Source organism: Streptomyces sp. CLCI03 (genome assembly GCF_053615355.1).
Map to the genome: position 1 here is coordinate 4,865,486 of NZ_CM132132.1, position 17,535 is coordinate 4,883,020.

General features: G+C 70.6%; 16 protein-coding genes and 1 tRNA gene. 6 read left to right on the forward strand and 11 right to left on the reverse strand.

Annotation, left to right across the window (positions count from 1 at the left end):
• Window positions 1-23 precede the first annotated feature (23 nt).
• Together ACWG52_RS22515 and ACWG52_RS22520 are read right to left on the reverse strand one after the other, a co-directional pair.
• Window positions 24-2,576, reverse strand: a complete 2,553-nt coding sequence (locus tag ACWG52_RS22515; RefSeq protein ID WP_390140726.1) for an ABC transporter permease — start codon at window positions 2,574-2,576, stop codon at window positions 24-26.
• 55 nt (window positions 2,577-2,631) lie between these two features.
• Window positions 2,632-3,396: an ABC transporter ATP-binding protein gene (locus ACWG52_RS22520; RefSeq protein WP_106971448.1), complete on the reverse strand. Its 765-nt coding sequence runs from the start codon at window positions 3,394-3,396 to the stop codon at window positions 2,632-2,634.
• Window positions 3,397-3,803: 407 nt separating this feature from the next.
• On the opposite strand from ACWG52_RS22520, the gene ACWG52_RS22525 reads away from it, so the two are divergent.
• A tRNA-Leu gene (locus ACWG52_RS22525) sits at window positions 3,804-3,888 on the forward strand.
• Between the two features lie 563 nt (window positions 3,889-4,451).
• Here the strand turns inward: ACWG52_RS22525 and ACWG52_RS22530 are convergent.
• Window positions 4,452-4,934, reverse strand: a complete 483-nt coding sequence (locus tag ACWG52_RS22530; RefSeq protein WP_389815582.1) for a glycine-rich domain-containing protein — start codon at window positions 4,932-4,934, stop codon at window positions 4,452-4,454.
• Window positions 4,935-5,061: 127 nt separating this feature from the next.
• Window positions 5,062-5,427, reverse strand: a complete 366-nt coding sequence (locus ACWG52_RS22535) for a DUF6415 family natural product biosynthesis protein (protein ID WP_389815580.1) — start codon at window positions 5,425-5,427, stop codon at window positions 5,062-5,064.
• 191 nt (window positions 5,428-5,618) lie between these two features.
• On the opposite strand from ACWG52_RS22535, the gene ACWG52_RS22540 reads away from it, so the two are divergent.
• Window positions 5,619-6,842, forward strand: coding sequence for a transcriptional regulator (locus tag ACWG52_RS22540; RefSeq protein ID WP_389815578.1), 1,224 nt, complete (start codon window positions 5,619-5,621; stop codon window positions 6,840-6,842).
• Here the strand turns inward: ACWG52_RS22540 and ACWG52_RS22545 are convergent.
• Window positions 6,823-7,488: an HAD family hydrolase gene (locus ACWG52_RS22545; RefSeq protein ID WP_375939418.1), complete on the reverse strand. Its 666-nt coding sequence runs from the start codon at window positions 7,486-7,488 to the stop codon at window positions 6,823-6,825. The two genes, ACWG52_RS22540 and ACWG52_RS22545, sit on opposite strands and share 20 nt — an antisense overlap.
• Window positions 7,489-7,674: 186 nt before the next feature.
• Here ACWG52_RS22545 and ACWG52_RS22550 point away from each other — a divergent pair, with 186 nt between their 5' ends.
• Window positions 7,675-8,523, forward strand: coding sequence for a Bax inhibitor-1/YccA family protein (locus ACWG52_RS22550; RefSeq protein WP_375939420.1), 849 nt, complete (start codon window positions 7,675-7,677; stop codon window positions 8,521-8,523).
• Between the two features lie 118 nt (window positions 8,524-8,641).
• On the opposite strand, the gene ACWG52_RS22555 is transcribed toward ACWG52_RS22550, so the two are convergent.
• The gene (locus tag ACWG52_RS22555; RefSeq protein ID WP_030724673.1) at window positions 8,642-8,872 is read right to left on the reverse strand and encodes a DUF4287 domain-containing protein; all 231 of its coding nucleotides are present in this window, start codon (window positions 8,870-8,872) and stop codon (window positions 8,642-8,644) included.
• Window positions 8,873-8,973: 101 nt separating this feature from the next.
• Here ACWG52_RS22555 and ACWG52_RS22560 point away from each other — a divergent pair, with 101 nt between their 5' ends.
• Window positions 8,974-9,312, forward strand: coding sequence for a hypothetical protein (locus ACWG52_RS22560; RefSeq protein ID WP_365264556.1), 339 nt, complete (start codon window positions 8,974-8,976; stop codon window positions 9,310-9,312).
• Here the strand turns inward: ACWG52_RS22560 and ACWG52_RS22565 are convergent.
• The 3 genes from ACWG52_RS22565 to ACWG52_RS22575 form a co-directional block, all read right to left on the reverse strand.
• A complete protein-coding gene (locus tag ACWG52_RS22565; protein WP_030724676.1) occupies window positions 9,296-10,111 on the reverse strand; it encodes a hypothetical protein in 816 nt (271 codons plus the stop codon). The genes ACWG52_RS22560 and ACWG52_RS22565 overlap by 17 nt on opposite strands.
• A gap of 536 nt (window positions 10,112-10,647) precedes the next feature.
• On the reverse strand, window positions 10,648-11,868 hold the full coding sequence (locus tag ACWG52_RS22570) for an acetyl-CoA C-acetyltransferase (RefSeq protein WP_389815570.1): 1,221 nt from the start codon (window positions 11,866-11,868) through the stop codon (window positions 10,648-10,650).
• Between the two features lie 199 nt (window positions 11,869-12,067).
• Window positions 12,068-13,066, reverse strand: coding sequence for an SGNH/GDSL hydrolase family protein (locus tag ACWG52_RS22575; protein WP_033222709.1), 999 nt, complete (start codon window positions 13,064-13,066; stop codon window positions 12,068-12,070).
• 128 nt (window positions 13,067-13,194) lie between these two features.
• Here ACWG52_RS22575 and ACWG52_RS22580 point away from each other — a divergent pair, with 128 nt between their 5' ends.
• Window positions 13,195-14,577 carry a cystathionine beta-synthase gene (locus ACWG52_RS22580; RefSeq protein WP_389815649.1) on the forward strand — a complete coding sequence of 461 codons (1,383 nt, stop codon included), beginning with the start codon at window positions 13,195-13,197 and terminating at the stop codon, window positions 14,575-14,577.
• 388 nt (window positions 14,578-14,965) lie between these two features.
• Here ACWG52_RS22580 and ACWG52_RS22585 read toward each other — a convergent pair whose 3' ends face one another.
• Window positions 14,966-15,349, reverse strand: coding sequence for a hypothetical protein (locus ACWG52_RS22585; RefSeq protein ID WP_389815566.1), 384 nt, complete (start codon window positions 15,347-15,349; stop codon window positions 14,966-14,968).
• A 140-nt stretch (window positions 15,350-15,489) separates the two neighbouring features.
• On the opposite strand from ACWG52_RS22585, the gene ACWG52_RS22590 reads away from it, so the two are divergent.
• The gene (locus ACWG52_RS22590; RefSeq protein ID WP_161296029.1) at window positions 15,490-16,332 is read left to right on the forward strand and encodes a MurR/RpiR family transcriptional regulator; all 843 of its coding nucleotides are present in this window, start codon (window positions 15,490-15,492) and stop codon (window positions 16,330-16,332) included.
• A 39-nt stretch (window positions 16,333-16,371) separates the two neighbouring features.
• On the opposite strand, the gene ACWG52_RS22595 is transcribed toward ACWG52_RS22590, so the two are convergent.
• A complete protein-coding gene (locus ACWG52_RS22595; RefSeq protein ID WP_389815564.1) occupies window positions 16,372-17,520 on the reverse strand; it encodes an FAD-dependent oxidoreductase in 1,149 nt (382 codons plus the stop codon).
• Window positions 17,521-17,535 lie beyond the last annotated feature (15 nt).

Below are 17,535 nucleotides of genomic sequence, written 5' to 3' on the forward strand. Positions count from 1 at the left end.
TCCTGTCGTCGTCCGTGCCGTCGCTACTCCGTCTTGATGGCGGTGAGCATGTTCAGGCGGGCGGCGCTGCGGGCCGGCCACATGGCGGCCAGGACACCGACCACGGCGGCCAGCAGGAGGAAGATGCCGATCCGGTCCCACGGGAGGATCAGTTCGTAGTTCGGCATGGACTTCGCCAGCGTGCTGCCGACGGCCCAGGCGAGGAAGACGCCGATGGCGACACCCAGCGCCGCGCCGAAGAGCGAGATCGACACGGCCTCCAGGCGGATCATGTTCTTGACCCGGCCCCGGTCGAGACCGATCGCCCGCAGCATGCCGATCTCCTGGGTCCGCTCGAAGACGGACATCGCCAGCGTGTTGACCACACCGAGCACCGAGATGAGCAGTGCCATGCCGAGCAGGCCGTACATGACGTTCAGCATGGTGTTGATCATGCCGCCCATCTCGTTGCGCATGTCCTGCTGGGTGGCGACGTTGATGGCCGGGTTCTTGCCGAGCGCGTCGACGACCTTCTGCTGACCGGCCTTGGAGGCCCCGCCGTCGACGTTGACGTACACCTCGGAGACGGCGCTCTCCTCGCTGTGCTTGCTGAGGATCTTGTCGTCGAGGACGTACGGGGAGAGCAGGCCCTCCATGTCCTTGTAGACCGCGCCGACCTTGAGGGTCTCCGTCTGGCCGTCCTCGTACTTGACGTTCACCGTGGAACCGACGGCGAGGTTCGCCTTCTTCGCGGTCTTCTCGGCGACCAGGATCTCGCCCTTGCCGAGGGAGTCCAGCGAGCCGCTGACGGTCTCGATGTTCAGCAGCTGACCGATGCCGGCCGGGTTGACGCCGGAGGCGGACCGGAAGTCGTCGCCGACCATGAAGTACCCGGCGGTCTGCGGGGAGACCGCCTTGATGCCGGGGGTCTTGGCCAGGGTCTCGGTCACCGACCGGTCGAGGTAGCCCATGCCGCCGGCCATGGAGACCTTGTAGTCGGCCTTGAGCTTCTCGGTGCTCATCCGGTCGACGACCTTGCCGACGGTGATGCCGAGCACCGACAGGGTGGTGACCAGGGTCAGGCCGATCGCCAGCGAGGCGGCGGTGACGGCGGTGCGGCGCGGGTTGCGGACGGCGTTCTGGGAGGCCAGCTTGCCGGGGATCCCGAACGCCTTCTGCAGCAGCGGGCGCACGGCTCCGATGACCGGCCTGGCGAGCAGGGGCAGCAGCACGATCATGCCGATGAGCATGAAGAAGGCGCCCGCGCCGATGGTCATACGGCCGCTGTTGCCGCCGCTCGAGACGCCGAGCAGGACCAGACCGATACCGATGACGCTGATGATCGAGCCGATGATGTTGCGGACGAGCAGGGACTTCGCGCTGGCCGGCAGGTGGGCGCTGCCCATGGCGGCGACCGGGGCGATCTTGCCGGTGCGCCAGGCCGGCAGCACCGCGGCGACCGTGGTGACCAGGACGCCGATGACCAGGGCCGCGACGATGGTGTTCGGGGCGATCACGAGGTCACCACCCGGGAGCTTGGCGCCGAACGATTCGAGCACGGAGCGCATGCCGACCGCGAGGCCGATGCCGCTGAGCAGGCCGACGACGGCGGAGACGACGCCGACGACCAAGGCCTCGGCGAGCACCGAGCGCATGACCTGACCCCGGTTGGCGCCGATGGCGCGCAGCAGGGCCAGCTCCTTGGTGCGCTGGGCGACCAGCATGGTGAAGGTGTTGTAGATCAGGAAGATGCCGACGAAGAGCGAGATGCCGGCGAAGACGAGCAGCATGGTGCCCATCTGGCCGAGGCCCTTCTCGATGTCCTTGGCCTGCTTCTCGGCGAGCGCGGCGCCCGTCTGGGCGGTGGTGTGCTTGCCGTCGACGAGCGGCTTGATGTCGGCGAGCAGCTTCTCGTCCGAGGTGCCGGGCTTGGCCGCTACCGACATCTCCTGGAAGTAGCCGGGCTTGAGGTACAGCTCCTGGGCGACCTTGGTCTCGAAGAGCACGAGGCTGCCGCCGGCCTGGACGCCGCCGTCCTCGGTGGTGAAGATGCCGGCGAGGGAGTACTCCTTCACCGGGCCGTTGGTGGCGACGCGCACCTTGTCGCCGACCTTGTACTTGCCCGTCTCTGCGGTCGCCTTGTCGAGCGCGATCTCGTCGGCCTTGGCCGGGCCGGCGCCCGCGATGAAGGCGTAGCGCGGGTTCTTGCCGTCCTTGACGGGCGTGAAGTTGGAGCCCTGGTTGGACCAGCCGGCGCCGATCAGCTTGCCGTTCTCGTCGCCGACGCCGGCGAAGCCGGTGACGCGTCCGGAGACGGACTCGACGCCCGGGAGCGCCTTGACCTTGTCGAGGGTGGCCTGGCCGAGGCCCGGCTCGCCCTCCTTCTCGCCCTGGTCGTTGCGGCCCTGGCCGTAGGAGGTGACGGAGACGGCGACGCCCGCGTAGTCCTTGGCGGACTGGCCGGACAGGGACTTCTTGAGGGTGTCGGTGAAGACGAGGGTGCCGGAGACGAAGGCGACGCCGAGGGTGACGGCGAGCACCGTCATCAGCAGTCGGGCCTTGTGCGCGAGGACATTGCGCAGGGCTGTACGGAACATGGGTTTCGAGTCCTGGGGCTGGAAGTCTGGAGGAGGGCTTCGGAGGTGGCCCGGATCAGCTGGTGCGGCCCTTGGCGTCGAAGGCCTTCATTCGGTCCAGCACGCCGTCGGCGGTGGGGTTGTGCATCTCGTCGACGATCGCGCCGTCGGCGAGGAAGATGACGCGGTCCGCGTAGGAGGCTGCGGCCGGGTCGTGGGTGACCATCACCACGGTCTGGCCGAGCTCGCGCACCGAGTTGCGCAGGAAGCCCAGGACCTCGGCGCCGGAGCGGGAGTCGAGGTTTCCGGTGGGCTCGTCGCCGAAGATGATCTCCGGGCGGGAGGCCAGGGCGCGGGCCACGGCCACGCGCTGCTGCTGGCCGCCGGAGAGCTGGGTGGGGCGGTGGGACAGGCGCTCGGAGAGGCCGACCATGTTGATCACGGTGTCCAGCCACTGCTTGTCGGGCTTACGGCCGGCGATGTCCATGGGGAGCGTGATGTTCTCCAGGGCGGTCAGGGTCGGCAGCAGGTTGAAGGCCTGGAAGATGAAGCCGATCTTGTCCCGGCGGAGCTGGGTGAGCTGCTTGTCCTTGAGGCTCCCGAGCTCGACGTCGCCGATGCGTACGGAGCCCTCGGAGAAGGTGTCGAGTCCGGCGACGCAGTGCATCAGCGTGGACTTGCCGGAGCCCGAGGGGCCCATGATCGCGGTGAACTGTCCCTGCGTGAAGTCCACGCTGACCTTCTTGAGGGCGTGCACCTGGGTCTCGCCCTGGCCGTACACCTTGGAGAGGCCGGTGGCGCGGGCGGCCACGGCCTGGGAGGTGTGCGGGGCGTAGTTCATGGTGGTCACGGGACGGCTCCTCGGTCTGCGGTGCGGGACGTTTCCATCCTCACCGCGGGTACCCCCGCTCCGGATCAGCCGCCGTGCCTGTTCCTCGGCCCACTGGAGTCTGACGGCGGACGGGCGCGTGTCCTCCTCTGGTATGACAGGAGCCTGACCAAACGGGTGGTGGCCCGGGGTGGCGGGAGGGTGGCGCGGGGGGTGGCGAGGGCCATCGAAATCCCGTCATTCCCGTACAGGTGGTGATCGACGTCCAGAACGGGCCGACCGTGCATTCTCGGGCCTGACGAACCCTCAAGCGCCAATAAAATCAGACAACATCGGAAAGTTCGCAGGTTGGCACGGGGAGTGATCCGGATAGGCTCGACTCAGCGTTCAAGGCTTTTTCACGGGGGCCGCCACGCCTTGCCCGGATGGTGGAATGCAGACACGGCGAGCTTAAACCTCGCTGGCCTTCGGGCCGTGCCGGTTCAAGTCCGGCTCCGGGCACCATCAATGGCACGGTGCCCGCCCTCGGGGGATCGACCGATGGTGAAGGCGGGGGACGCGAGCGCCGCCCACACCTTCCCGCACGACAGTCCCGAGACCTTTCCCGGCGACGTCAACAGGACCGGACCGCCGTCGCTCGCCGAGCCGGGTGAAGACCGACCGGTACGCCTGCGACCGACCGGCCCCACCGAGTTCCCGTCGATCGAGCGCCCTCAGGATTCACGGAACGAGGCTGCCCCGAGCGGATGGCATCTCCGACCGGGGCGCATTCTCGTGAATCAGGCCTCAGACGGGCAGCAGGTCCCGCACTGGATGTTCCGAGGCGTGCGAGTCTTCGGATTGACCATGATCGTCACCCCGGCTCCGTGGGGGCAGATTCGGCGGGCCCGCCTCCCGGGCAGGCGTTCGACCCGGTTCGCACCCCAAAGCTCCACCACGTCGCGGAACCGAGGGTCGACCCACACCCTCCGCCATGCTTCCTCTTCGCTCACCGCAACCCCTTCCTCGCGGAATGTGGTCGACAGTAGTGCAGTGGTGGTTCCCGGAGCCTGCTCCGGTCGAGGACATCAGGCGGCCGGCGGCGGGGCGGCGCATGCGGACCCGCCCTCGGTGCACTCGCTGTGCATGCAGTCACCGGCGTCGATCTCCACGTCCGACAGGGGTCCCCACAGGTACGCGTCCGGCTCGTACCCGGCCTCCCTGATCGCATCCATCGTGCGATCCAGGGTGTCGGCGTCACGCCGCAGCGATTGCGGGCCTTCAGGCCGGTGGTCGACGAACCGGCCTCCTGCGCTGCACAGCTCCCGGTACAGGGCAGTGTGGAGGATCAGCGCGTGCCATCCCAGATCCACCGACTTGGACGGCCGTAGGTGCCGGCCGGTGGCCCGTGTTGCCGCTGCTACGAACTTGAGGGCCTCGTCGACGATGCGTACGGCCAATGCCTCCGTCACGCTCGCGTTGTCGCGTTGAACGAGGTGCACGACGCGGGTGAACCCCTCGTCCGACAGGAGATGTCGGGCGGAGGGATGCAGAGCGGTGGGTGTTGCCATCGGTATTCCTTTCACACCGGAAGGGGTGACCGGCGACCCGAGGAGGCCGTCCGGGCCGAAGGGTGAGAGTGAGGGGTGCGCCGGTACGGGTAGGAGCGTCCGTCCTCGGGGCAGATGGGAGTGGCGGTCATGGCCCTCCGTCCGCGACCTGTGGACAAGCCGCGCGGCCCGTTGCACGGCCGCATCCGCCCTCTTCCGACAAGGCGTTGTGGAGCGTCCGAACGACGCGTGCGAGGCTCCGCGCGTAACTCCAGTTGCCGAGGGGCTCGTCCTCCGGCCCGCGCGACCTCAGATGGCTCCAGTCCTGAAGGCACCTCCTCACCGCAGGTGCGTCGACGAGGTGCCGGGCTCGGGCTGTATAGCGCTCGCCGTAGGTGAGCAGGTCATCCGTGAGTGAGGAAAGCTCGGTGGCGTCGGGTTTCAGGTTGTACGACCCGAGAGCTCGGCGGACGAGTTTCGTCACCTCGGTGATTTCATCTTGGCTCGGCTGCATGCAGGTGCTCCTACCGTGGTCAGCGTGCGGTGAGGACACTCTGAAGGGAAAGAAGTCCCATCGGGAGGACTTTCATCAGGGCTTTCTCTGCAACAGAAGAGGACTTGTATGGGCTCGTTCCGGTGAATGGTCCCCTAGGGCAGGGCTTCCTGGGAGAGTGGCCATCTACCCATCCCTCCATGGAGGTTGGAATGAGCCGACCTACAGGTAACGCACGGCTGCGGGCCGCCCGGATCGCAGCCGGGTACCCCTCGCAGCAGGCCCTCGCAGACGCGCTCACCGCTCGTGGTGTACCCGTGGGCCTCCGGCAGGTTCGTCGCTGGGAGTCGGACGCGCCACCGCTGCCGCAGCCCGACATTCGGCAAGCCCTTGTCGAGCTGCTCGGGAGAGACCCGCACGAGCTCGGCTTCAGCGTGCCTGCCGAGCCGGTTCGCCGGACAGTGGCGAGCGCTCTGCCGCCCGCCGACCGAGGCCCGCTGCGCACCCCGAGCCCGCTGCAGCCGGCAAGCGCCGCCACAGACTTTCTCGCTGTGACCCGGGCGCACCGGCGCCTCTATTGGACCGTCGCACCGGCCACACTCCATCCAGCCGTCAGCGCGCACGCGACACTCGGCGGACAGCTCATGGACGCGACCGCCGGCCTGACCCGCCAAGGCCTGGCTACGGCCCTGGCCGAGTCCTGGCTTCTGGCAGGGCGGGTGGAGTTCTTCGACCTGCGGGAACCGTCTCGGGCCGGGGATACGTGGGTACGGGCCCTCCAGGCCGCGGGTGAGGCCGACGATGCGCTGTTCGGCGCGGCTGTCCTGGCACACATGGCTTTCATCCCAGGATGGGCGGGCCAACACGCGGCGGCCGCGGAACGCATGGTCGCGGCCCGTACATACGCCCGCCGGGGCCCGGCGAGTCCGGAGTTCCTGGCGTGGCTGGACGCCGTCGAGGCCGAATGCGAGACCCGCTGCGGGAACACCCGGGCCGCGCTCAACCTGATCGCCCGCGGTGAGGCCGTGCTGGCGGCGGGAGGCGATCACATGACCCCCGACTGGATGGACTGGTTCAGTCCGGTCCGACTCGCCGCGTTCAAAGGCAATACGCAGTTGATTGCGGGTCACCTGCCGCAAGCACGAGAGACGCTGCTACGCGTTCTGGAGGAACTCCCCGAAGACGAGGACAAGCAGCGCACGGTCGTCCTCGGGGACCTCGCTGCCGTGGAAGCCGCAGCCGGCCGCCCGGAGGAGGCCGCCGCGTACGCGGTCAGCGCGCTCCTCCTGCTCGAGAGGCACTGGTACGCGACAGGCCTGGAGCGGGTACGCGACGCACGGCGCGCTCTCACCCCGTGGCAGCATGAGCAGTGCGTTCGCGACCTCGACGACCGGCTGTACGGCTGGGGAGCGGTGGTCAGCGCTCTCGCACGTTGAACTCGGCGATCCGGGCCGGCAGCTCCGCCAGGCTCTCCACCCGGAACGTCGGCAGCTCGCGGGCCTCGGCGGTGGTCCACTGGATCGTGGCCCACGGGCCCCGGCGCACCAGCGCGGTGTGCATCCCCGCCGCGGCGCCGGGACGCAGGTCGTTGTCGACACGGTCGCCGACGTAGAGGATCTCGTTCGCCGCGAACGGGACCACCGCGGCGACCCGGACGAAGAACTCGGGGTCCGGCTTGCTCGCACCCCAGTCGTCCGAGGTCCCGATCAGGTCCACGTCCTTCGTGAAGAGCTCGCGCAAGAGGCCGCCGGCACGAACGGTCTGGTTGCCCGCGATGCCGAGCCAGAGGCCATCGGCGCGGAGCCGCGCGAGCGTCGGCCGTACGTCCGGGTAAAGGTCCTCCTCGCCGAACCACTCCGGCCGGCCGGCGGCCGCACGAGCCTCCCGCTGCTCGGCCAGGTCGAACCCGGGTCGGAACTCCTGGAACACGTCGCGGTAGTCGCGGCCCTGAGCGATGACTGCGCCGAACACGGCTGCGAACGTGTGCCTCGGTACGTCGAGCCAGTCGGCCCAGGTGCCGTACTCCCTGGTCTCGTCGACCAGGCACTCTCCGACGTCGAAGACCACAGCGCGAATCGTCATGCGGGTCAGGGTAAGGGGAGGTCGCAGGTGCGTGAGCGCCCTCGTCGACGGCCGGGCCTGCCACCTTTTTATTCACTGCGTTCCGACGTGGCCTCTCCTAAGATCCTCCTCCAGCAGTAGGGTGCTTTCTTTGCGAGCGCATTACTCTTGTTGCAAGGCCGCGCTCGGTGGCCACGGAGGAGTGAGATGAGGAGCAGTAACCCGGTCTTCTCGCGACGGGGGTTCAGCCGCGACAACGGTGGCTACGCGGGCTTTGACGCGCAGCCGCAGCAGGCCGGGACCAACCCGTACGCGACCAACCCGTACGCCGCCGACCCGACCACCGGCATGCCGCAGGCCCCGGCCCGCGCCAACGTGATGACCATGGACGACGTCGTGAGCCGCTCGGCCATGACGCTCGGCACGCTCATCGTGACGGCCACCCTCGCCTGGGTGGCGCTGCCGGTCGACCCGGACAAGCTCGGCATGTCGTACGGCATCGCCATCGGCGCCGGTCTCATCGCCTTCGTCTTCGCGATGATCCAGTCCTTCAAGAGCAAGCCCGTCCCGGGCCTGATCCTGGCGTACGCGGCCTTCGAGGGCGTCTTCCTCGGCGTCATCAGCGCGGCCGTCAGCACCTACCTCGGCCCCGGCGTGGTCATGCAGGCCGTGATGGGCACGATGTGCGTCTTCGCCGCCGTGCTCTTCGCGTACAAGATGCGTTGGATCCGCGTCACCCGGCGCTTCTACGGCTTCGTGATGGCCGCGACCCTCGGCTTCATCCTGCTGATGCTCGTGAACACGCTGTTCGCGGTCTTCGGCGGCGGTGACGGCCTCGGCTTCCGCAGCGGCGGCCTCGGCCTGCTGTTCGGTGCCATCGGTGTCATCCTCGGCGCCTGCTTCCTCGCCCTCGACTTCAAGCAGGTCGAGGACGGCATCGCCTACGGTGCCCCGCGCGAGGAGGCCTGGCTGGCGGCCTTCGCCCTCACCATGACCCTGGTCTGGATCTATGTCGAGATGCTGCGCATCTTCTCGATCCTCTCGGGCGACGACTAGCAGGACCCGCACGCCGACCACCGGCCTGCGCACAGCATGGGGAAGGCCCCGCGAGCACTCGGCTCGCGGGGCCTTCCCGCGCATAGGGGTACGGGAAACGGGGTCGGGGGAGAGGGGCTCAGCCGAGCCGGCGTGCGGCTCTGCGCAGGTCGTACTCGTGGATGATCGCCTTGGCCTGGCCGTACGACAGCTCGTGCGCGCCGCGCAGCCAGCTGACCTTCTCCTCGAACCGGACGAGTGAGGGGCCGTCGTCCACGGTGCGGAGCCAGTCGGAGACTTCACGACCGGTGGTCTGGGGGATTCTGTCGATCATGTTGCGGTGGGTCTGTTCGGAGAACTCTACGGACATGGGCGCCTCCGGAGGTATCGCCGTGCTGTTCTCTTCACGCCACCGTGCCGGAGAGTTCGCCCGTTGGCAATGGGGCCCGGGCGGCGCGTAAGGTCGGCCGGGTGCTTGATACTTCGCCCCTGACCGCCGTCGTGGAACGTTTCGCCGACCGGCTGCGGGCCGCGCCGCAGAGCCGCCTGCAGCAGGGTGCCGCCGCCGCGGCGCTGGACCTGGCCCGCGAACTCTCCGTACGGGCCCAGCGGATCGAGACCCCCGGGCAGGAGCCGAAGGAGGTGCCGGACGCGGGCATCTTCGTCGTCGGCGATCAGGTGGCGGTGACCGGACTGGACCTCGCCGAGGCGCTGCGCGCCGCGGCCCCGGACAGCGCGAAGGCCCCGTCCGAGGTGCTGGACGAGGCCGTGCGACTGGTGGAGCGGGCGGAAGTCAGAGCGATGCGATGACGCGGTCCGCGAGGATGTAGACGTTGCTGTCGGGGTCCTCGGTGTCACCGCAGGAGAAGGTCAGCGCGTAGGCGCCGGAGATGCCCGAGCCGCCCAGCAGGACCGGCGCGGTGCCCGAGCGCAGGGCCTCGGCGAGCCGCTCCGCGGTCTCCCGGTGTCCCGGCGTCATGCACAGCGTCGTGCCGTCGGTGAAGACGTACACGTCGAGGGTGCCCAGCGGGCCCGGACGGACGTCCGCGAGGGCCGTACGGGCCTCCGCGAGCTCCTCCAGGCGGTTCACGGTGCGCTCGTGGTCGGCGCCGGGGTGCGAGGCCTGGACCGGTACGAAGTCGGGGTGCGAGGGGTGGCGCCGGCGCGCGGCGGCGAGCTCGGCCGAATCCTCGGGATACCCGGGGAGCTCGTCGAGGATCTCCTCGCCGAGTACGGGCTCCAGCCCCACCAGGTCGGCCTGCCGGGGCAGGAAGACCGGGCTGTCCTCGCCGAGCCCGGGCAGGCCGCCCAGCAGCGAGGGGGCGTCGGCGGCGTCACGGGCCTCCTGCGCGGCCCAGAAGGCCCGCGCCTCGGCCAGCTCGCGCTCGCGCTCCTCGGCGAGGGCTTCGGCCACGGCGGCTCGTATCTCCGCGGCGGGGGACTCCACGGCGCTGCGGGCGTGCGGGACGGTCGCACCGCGAGGGTGGACCGGCACCGCCAGCTCGGTGCGCAGGGCGGCGACCTGCTTGCGCAGACCATGGACGGCGTGCAGCGCAGCAGCGCCCACGGCCGTGGCAGCGGCCGTGGTCAGCAGCAGGGCAAGAGACATGGCGCTCACTGACTAACTCCTGAGGTGATTCGATCCCCCGACTTCCTACATCAGAGTGTCCCGACCTGGGAATGGCGTGCAGTGCATTACGTCACGAAATGGACAGGGCTTTGGTCACACCAGCCGCATCCGTACCAGCCCTGACCTGGTTAAACACCGATCCCCCAGGAGATAGGTCACATCCTGGGGGAAATTTGGTCACAGGTCGGCCGCGAACGGGTTAGAACCGGTGTCAGTACGCCGCAAGGGAACCTCCCGGATCCCTTGCGGCGCCTGGGCCCATCCTTGATCGAACGCTCGCTCGGCCGCGGCGGCCCCTACCCTCCGCTACGGCTCAGCTCAGGCGCTCGTTTCTTCGGTCGCGCTGATCCTCGCCACCGCTGCGGGCAGGTGCCGCCACTCGTTCCTCGGGCGACCCCTACCCTCCGCTCCGGCTCAGCTCAGGCGCTCGTTTCTTCGGTCGCGCTGATCCTCGCCACCGCTGCGGGCAGGTGCCGCCACTCGTTCCTCGGGCGACCCCTACCCTCCGCTCCGGCTCAGCTCAGGCGCTCGATGACCATGGCCATGCCCTGGCCGCCGCCCACGCACATGGTCTCCAGGCCGAACTGCTTGTCGTGGAACTGCAGGCTGTTGATCAGCGTGCCGGTGATGCGCGCACCGGTCATCCCGAACGGGTGACCGACGGCGATGGCTCCACCGTTGACGTTCAGCTTCTCCAGCGGGATCTCCAGGTCCCGGTAGGACGGGATGACCTGGGCCGCGAAGGCCTCGTTGATCTCGAAGAGGTCGATGTCGCCGACCGTGAGGCCGGCCCGCTTCAGGGCCTGCTTCGACGCCTCGACCGGGCCCAGGCCCATGATCTCGGGGGAGAGGCCGGTGACACCGGTGGAGACGATCCGGGCCAGCGGGGTCAGGCCCAGCTCGCGGGCCTTGGTGTCGCTCATGATGACCAGCGCCGCGGCGCCGTCGTTGAGCGGGCAGCAGTTGGCGGCCGTGACCAGGCCGTCGGGGCGGAAGACGGGCTTGAGGCCCTGCACGCCCTCCAGGGTCACGCCGGCGCGCGGGCCGTCGTCCCCGGAGACGACCGTGCCGTCCGGGGTGGTGATCGGGGTGATCTCGCGGGCCCAGAAGCCGTTCTTGATGGCCTCTTCCGCCAGGTTCTGCGAGCGGACGCCGAACTCGTCCATGTCCTGACGGGTCACGCCCTTGATGCGGGCCAGGTTCTCGGCGGTCTGCCCCATCGCGATGTACGCGTCCGGGACCAGACCGTCCTCGCGCGGGTCGTGCCAGCTGGAGCCGGTCGACTCGGCCACGGCCTTCGTACGGGCCTCGGCGTCCGCGAAGAGCGGGTTGTGGGTGTCGGGCCACGAGTCCGAGTTGCCCTTGGCGAACCGCGACACCATCTCGACGCCCGCCGAGATGAAGACGTCGCCCTCGCCCGCCTTGATGGCGTGCAGCGCCATCCGGGAGGTCTGCAGCGACGAGGAGCAGTAGCGGGTGATCGTGGTGCCGGGCAGGAAGTCCATGCCCATCTGCACGGCCACGATGCGCGCCAGGTTGTTGCCCTGCTCGCCGCCGGGCAGACCGCAGCCGAGCATCAGGTCGTCGATCTCGCGCGGGTCCAGCCCGGGGATCTTGGCCAGGGCGGCCTGGATGATCGTCGCGGTCAGGTCGTCCGGCCGCACGTCCTTGAGGGACCCCTTGAAGGCGCGCCCGATCGGGGAGCGGGCGGTGGAAACGATGACGGCTTCGGGCATCGGGACTCCAAGGGTGTGTTGCGGCTCTGTGCGGGACCGCAAGCGAAGTTACCGCCCCGTACGGTCCAGGTCACCGGCCGGGGCGTGTGACACGGGCCGCACTCGCCCACGGCATCCGGCCGTAGGCGCGGGACATGACGCGGTTCCGGGCGCCCGGACGGGCGGTGCGCACCCGCGCGGAGCGCCCGCAGGGCGCCTTCTACGGGACCACGGGCTGGGCCGGGTCCGTGGCGGGCACCCGACGCCGCCGGCGGTGCTTGAGCAGCACCCAGGGGCCGCGGGCGGCCGTGACCTCCGTACCCGCCTGGCCCGCCGCGGCCGACGCGGCCTTCGCCACCGGCAGCATGTCCTCGTCCCGGGACACGTCCAGCCGGTCCGACTCCGGCCACAGGCCCAGCGCCGCGCACAGCGTCGGCAGCACGGCCATGGCGGCGGTCGCGTACCCCTCCGCCGACGGATGGTAGGAGTCCGGGCCGAACATCTCGCGCGGGTTCGCGGCGAACTCCGGGCCCAGCAGGTCTCCCATGGAGACGGTTCGGGCACCCAGCGCGACCACTCCTATGGTCTGCGCGGCGGCCAGCTGCCGCGAGACCCGGCGGGCCAGCCAGCGCAGCGGCTGGTAGACCGGCTCGATCGTGCCCAGGTCCGGGCAGGTGCCCACGACGACCTCGGCGCCGGCCATGCGCAGCCTGCGCACGGCCGCGGTCAGCAGACGCACCGACTGGGTCGGTGGCATCCGGCGCGTCACGTCGTTCGCACCGATCATGATCACGCAGACGTCCGGGGGCGGCGCGAGGCCGTCCAGCAGCAGGCCGACCTGCCGGTCCAGATCGTCCGACATGGCCCCCGAAAGGGCTACGTTGCGCAGCTCCACCGGCCGCTCGGCCACCGCCGCCAGCCCGGAGGCCATCAGGGCCGCCGGAGTCTGCCGGGCCCGCCGTACGCCCAGTCCCGCGGCCGTGGAATCACCCAGCATGCCCAGCCGCAGCGGGCCCGGGCTCTGCTCCGGCCCGCCGAATTCGCTCCCGTACAGCCCGTCGGCGCGCGGTGGCTCGGGCAGCCCGGACCCGACCGCCCGCCTCGCGAACTGCATCTCGGCCACCACCAGCCCGACCGCGGCGGCCCCCACCAGTCCGAGTCCGCCTCCGCCGTACGCCGCCCCCGCCGCGATCCGGCGGGCTGTCCTCGCCCTGGACATCCTTCAGGCCACCTCCTCGGTCCTCATTGATCCCTACCTGCCCCGTACGTACGGTCGGCCAATCCCTTTCCGCATACTCTGGCCGGACCTCCCGGAGAACCCGTGGAGTCCCCTCCTTGGAGAACATGGTGCAATTCCACGACTCGATGATCAGCCTCGTCGGCAACACCCCGCTGGTGAAGCTCAACCGTGTGACCGAAGGCCTGCAGGCCACCGTCCTTGCGAAGGTCGAGTACTTCAATCCCGGTGGATCCGTGAAGGACCGGATCGCCGTACGGATGATCGAGGCCGCCGAGCAGAGCGGAGCCCTCAAGCCCGGCGGCACCATCGTGGAGCCGACCAGCGGCAACACGGGTGTAGGACTCGCCATCGTGGCCCAGCAGAAGGGCTACAAGTGCATCTTCGTCTGCCCTGACAAGGTGTCCATGGACAAGATCAACGTGATGCGCGCGTACGGCGCCGAGGTCGTGGTCTGCCCGACCGCCGTCGACCCCGAGCACCCGGACTCGTACTACAACGTGTCCGACCGCCTCGCGCGTGAGCCCGGCGCCTGGAAGCCCGACCAGTACAGCAACCCGAACAACCCCCGTTCGCACTACGAGACCACCGGCCCCGAGCTGTGGGACCAGACGGACGGGAAGATCACCCACTTCGTCGCGGGCGTCGGCACCGGCGGCACGATCTCCGGTACCGGCAACTACCTCAAGGAGGTCAGCGGCGGGAAGGTCAAGGTCATCGGCGCCGACCCCGAGGGCTCGGTCTACTCCGGCGGCTCCGGCCGTCCGTACCTGGTCGAGGGCGTCGGCGAGGACTTCTGGCCGACCGCCTACGACCCGAACGTCACCGACGAGATCATCGCGGTGTCCGACAAGGACTCCTTCCAGATGACCCGCCGCCTGGCGAAGGAGGAGGGCCTGCTCGTCGGTGGCTCCTGCGGCATGGCCGTCGTGGCCGCGCTCAAGGCCGCCGAGAGCCTGGGCCCGGACGACGTCGTCGTCGTCCTGCTGCCGGACAGCGGCCGCGGCTACCTCAGCAAGATCTTCAGCGACGAGTGGATGGCGGGACACGGCTTCCTGGAGGAGGCCGGCCCCGCCGCGCGCATCGGTGACGTGCTGAACGACAAGGAGGGCGGCATCCCCTCCCTCGTCCACATGCACCCCGAGGAGACCGTCGGCGAGGCCATCGAGGTCCTGCGCGAGTACGGCGTCTCGCAGATGCCGATCGTCAAGCCGGGCGCCGGTCACCCGGACGTGATGGCCGCCGAGGTCATCGGCTCCGTGGTCGAGAAGGAGCTGCTGGCGGCGCTGTTCGCCCAGCGGGCCTCCCTGACCGACCCGCTGGAGAAGCACATGAGCTCCCCGCTGCCGCAGGTCGGCTCCGGCGAGCCGGTGTCCGAGCTGATGGCGGTGCTCGGCGAGGCGGACGCGGCGATCGTGCTGGTCGAGGGCAAGCCCACCGGTGTGGTGAGCCGTCAGGACCTGCTGGCCTTCCTGGCCAAGGCCGCGAAGTAACCCGCGGGGCGCCCGGGGGCGGAGCGCGGGCCCACGGCCCGCGTCCCGCCCCGGGCCCGTGGCGCGGCCGTCGCGCAAACGGTACGGGCATGACACGTGACGGCAGCACCCGCTTAACACGGCTCGGGCACAGTGGTGGTTGTCGGCAGGGAGGACCGGGAGACCGGAACCCGGCCGGCACCACGGAACGGCGTGTGCGTACCTCCGGAGCGGCTCCCGGACCTCGCGTACGCCACGGACGCGGACGGCCCTGACCCGGCCGTGTCCTTCGCGGGGACCGCCGTCGTCCCGCCCCTCGGTCACCCGAGGGTGCGGCGGTCCCCGCGCGTTCCAATTTTCCGGGCCCGGTTCGCCTGCGGATCCGGCGCGGATTCCCGAGCGGGTGTGGTCAGCCCGCGTCGTCCGGCCGGGCGCGCCGCAGGCGGGCGGCGTGGATGAAGTTCACGCCCACGATCCCCGCCCAGGTGACGATCAGCCCCGGCAGCCGCGCCTGCGTGGCGGCGATCGCCGACAGCGGGACCGCCAGGACCAGCGTGATGATCGCGAAGCCGAAGCGTTCGCCGAAGTTCCCGTCCCCCGGGGCGGCGGACGGCGTCCGGCCGTCACCGCGGGCCGCGGACAGGCGTTCCTCGGCCAGCCGGCGCCGGACCTGCGTGTCGACCTTCTCGACGAACGAGTCCACGAGCGCGGCCTCGTACTCCGGACCCAGCTCGCGGCGGGCGTCCAGCGTCGCGTCGAATTCCTTCTTCAGCTCTCGGGCGTGCGCGTCCATGCCCCCACCGTAGGAACCCCGGCGGACCACGGCACTGGGGCTAGCACCCCTATCCGGATCGCGGGCACGGCTTGCCCCGCTGCATAACCGCATGCAGAGTGCTCCGTGACTGAATAACTCACCGGGACGGAGGGGACGGGATGAGTGACAGCCCGGCCGCGCGGCTGCAGAAGCTGTTCGAGGGGCACCGGCTGACGCCGACCCAGCGACGGATCGCGCACTGCATGGTGCGCGGGGCGGCAGAGGTGCCTTTCCTGTCGAGCGTCGAGCTCGCGGAGCTGGCCGGGGTGAGCCAGCCCTCGGTGACCCGGTTCGCCGTGGCGCTGGGCTTCGACGGCTATCCGGCGCTGCGCCGCCACCTGCGCGAGGTGGCCCCCGCCGAGCGGCCCGAGGTCGCGCGGGAGGACTCGTACAACGAGTACCAGCAGGCCGTTCTCGGCGAGATCGAGAACCTGCGGCAGCTGGCGGCGATGCTGGCCGATCCCGCGCCGGTCCAGGAGGCGGGGCGGCTGCTCGCCGCCTCGACCCCGCTGCTGGTGCTCGGGCTGCGGGCGGCCTCCTCCCAGGCGCGCGGGTTCGCGTACTTCGCGTCGAAGGTCCACCCGGACGTACGCCTCCTCGACGAGGGCGGCTCGATGATGGAGGACCGGATCGACGCGGCGCGCTACGAGGGCGCCACGGCGCTGCTCTGCTTCGCGCTGCCCCGCCACCCCCGGGAGGTCGTGGACACGCTGGAGCGCGTCCGAGGGGCCGGCCTGACCGTGGTCACGGTCGCCGACTCGGCCTTCGCCCCGGTGGCCCGCCACTCGGACCTGCTGATTCCGGCGCAGGTCGGTACCGGGCTGGCCTTCGACACGGCGTGCGCGCCGATGCTGCTGGGGCGGGTGCTGCTGGAGTCGATGGCGGACGCCCTGCCGGACGCGCAGGCCCGGCTGGAGGCCTTCGACACGCGGGCGGCGGCGCGCGGCCTGTTCGTCGAGTGAGCGGCGGAGTGAGCGGCGGAGTGAGCCGTGGAGTGAGCCTCAGCGGTAGGTGAGCTCCGCCAGCTCGGCGGCGAGGCGGTCACGCAGCGCCGGGACGCGGGCGAGCAGCGGCAGCAGGGCGTTGCGCGCGGCGCGCAGGACCGGGTTGCGGGTGGTCGCGGCCCGGGTCATCCGGTGCGTGAGGGCCACCACGCGCCGGGCGACGGGGCGCCGCCGGGCCTCGTAGTCGTCGAGGTCCCCGGTGACCAGGGCGCGGCCGAGGGCGTAGCCGTCCTGGATGCCGGTGTTCATGCCCTGACCGCCGGCCGGGCTGTGCACGTGGGCCGCGTCCCCGGCGAGCAGCAGCCGTCCGGCGCGGTACCGGTCGGCGACCCGGTGATGGATCCGGAACCGGGAGGACCAGACGAGTTCGCGGACCGCGGCCCGGCCGGGGACGCGCTCGTCCATCAGGGCCCGGACGAAGGCGAGGTCCGGCTCGGCGGGGGCCTCGGCGACGGCGGCGACGATCCGGTAGTGCCCTCCGGGCAGCGGGGCGACCACGGTGGGCCCGGCGGTACCGAAGGCGAGCGTGACCTCGTGCGGGCCCGGGGCCCAGTCCATGACCACATCGGCGAGGACGAAGGACTCCGCGTACGCACTGCCCTCGAAGGCGATGCCGGCGGCCCCGCGGACCACGCTGTGCATCCCGTCGGCGCCGACCGCGTGGGCCGCGCGCAGGGTCTCCCCGGTGGCGGTGGTGAGGGTGACCCCGTCCGCGTCCTGGGTGACGGAGGTGACCTCGTAGGGGCGGTGGACGTCACCGCCCAGAGCGCGCAGGCGCGCCAGGAGCACGGCTTCGGTCTCGTACTGGGGGACCATCAGCGCGTACGGGTGGGCCGTGGGCAGGCCGTCGAAGTCGACGGCGGCGAGCGGGCGGGCGCCGTCACGGATCCGGAACCGGGTGACGCGGACGCCGCGGCCGACGAGCTCGCCCGAGAGGGCGCCGCTCGGATCGAGCTCGTCGAGGACCTCCAGCGTGCGGGCGTGCACGACGGCGGCGCGGGAGGTGTTGGCGCCCTCGGCCTGCCGGTCGAGGAGGACGAAGTCGACGCCGGCCTCCGCCAGGGTCACGGCGAGGGCGAGGCCGGTGGGTCCGGCGCCGACGACGGCCACGTCCGTACGGGTCGGGAGTGCGGCGGTGCTGGTCATACGGGCCTCCTCCGT

Bases quoted from the DNA above. Each gene is read 5' to 3' on its own strand.
- ACWG52_RS22515 (WP_390140726.1), bottom strand. From the start codon at position 2,576: ATGTTCCGTACAGCCCTGCGCAATGTCCTCGCGCACAAGGCCCGACTG.
- ACWG52_RS22520 (WP_106971448.1), bottom strand. From the start codon at position 3,396: ATGAACTACGCCCCGCACACCTCCCAGGCCGTGGCCGCCCGCGCCACC.
- ACWG52_RS22530 (WP_389815582.1), bottom strand. From the start codon at position 4,934: ATGGCAACACCCACCGCTCTGCATCCCTCCGCCCGACATCTCCTGTCG.
- ACWG52_RS22535 (WP_389815580.1), bottom strand. From the start codon at position 5,427: ATGCAGCCGAGCCAAGATGAAATCACCGAGGTGACGAAACTCGTCCGC.
- ACWG52_RS22540 (WP_389815578.1), top strand. From the start codon at position 5,619: ATGAGCCGACCTACAGGTAACGCACGGCTGCGGGCCGCCCGGATCGCA.
- ACWG52_RS22545 (WP_375939418.1), bottom strand. From the start codon at position 7,488: ATGACGATTCGCGCTGTGGTCTTCGACGTCGGAGAGTGCCTGGTCGAC.
- ACWG52_RS22550 (WP_375939420.1), top strand. From the start codon at position 7,675: ATGAGGAGCAGTAACCCGGTCTTCTCGCGACGGGGGTTCAGCCGCGAC.
- ACWG52_RS22555 (WP_030724673.1), bottom strand. From the start codon at position 8,872: ATGTCCGTAGAGTTCTCCGAACAGACCCACCGCAACATGATCGACAGA.
- ACWG52_RS22565 (WP_030724676.1), bottom strand. From the start codon at position 10,111: ATGTCTCTTGCCCTGCTGCTGACCACGGCCGCTGCCACGGCCGTGGGC.
- ACWG52_RS22570 (WP_389815570.1), bottom strand. From the start codon at position 11,868: ATGCCCGAAGCCGTCATCGTTTCCACCGCCCGCTCCCCGATCGGGCGC.
- ACWG52_RS22575 (WP_033222709.1), bottom strand. From the start codon at position 13,066: ATGTCCAGGGCGAGGACAGCCCGCCGGATCGCGGCGGGGGCGGCGTAC.
- ACWG52_RS22585 (WP_389815566.1), bottom strand. From the start codon at position 15,349: ATGGACGCGCACGCCCGAGAGCTGAAGAAGGAATTCGACGCGACGCTG.
- ACWG52_RS22590 (WP_161296029.1), top strand. From the start codon at position 15,490: ATGAGTGACAGCCCGGCCGCGCGGCTGCAGAAGCTGTTCGAGGGGCAC.
- ACWG52_RS22595 (WP_389815564.1), bottom strand. From the start codon at position 17,520: ATGACCAGCACCGCCGCACTCCCGACCCGTACGGACGTGGCCGTCGTC.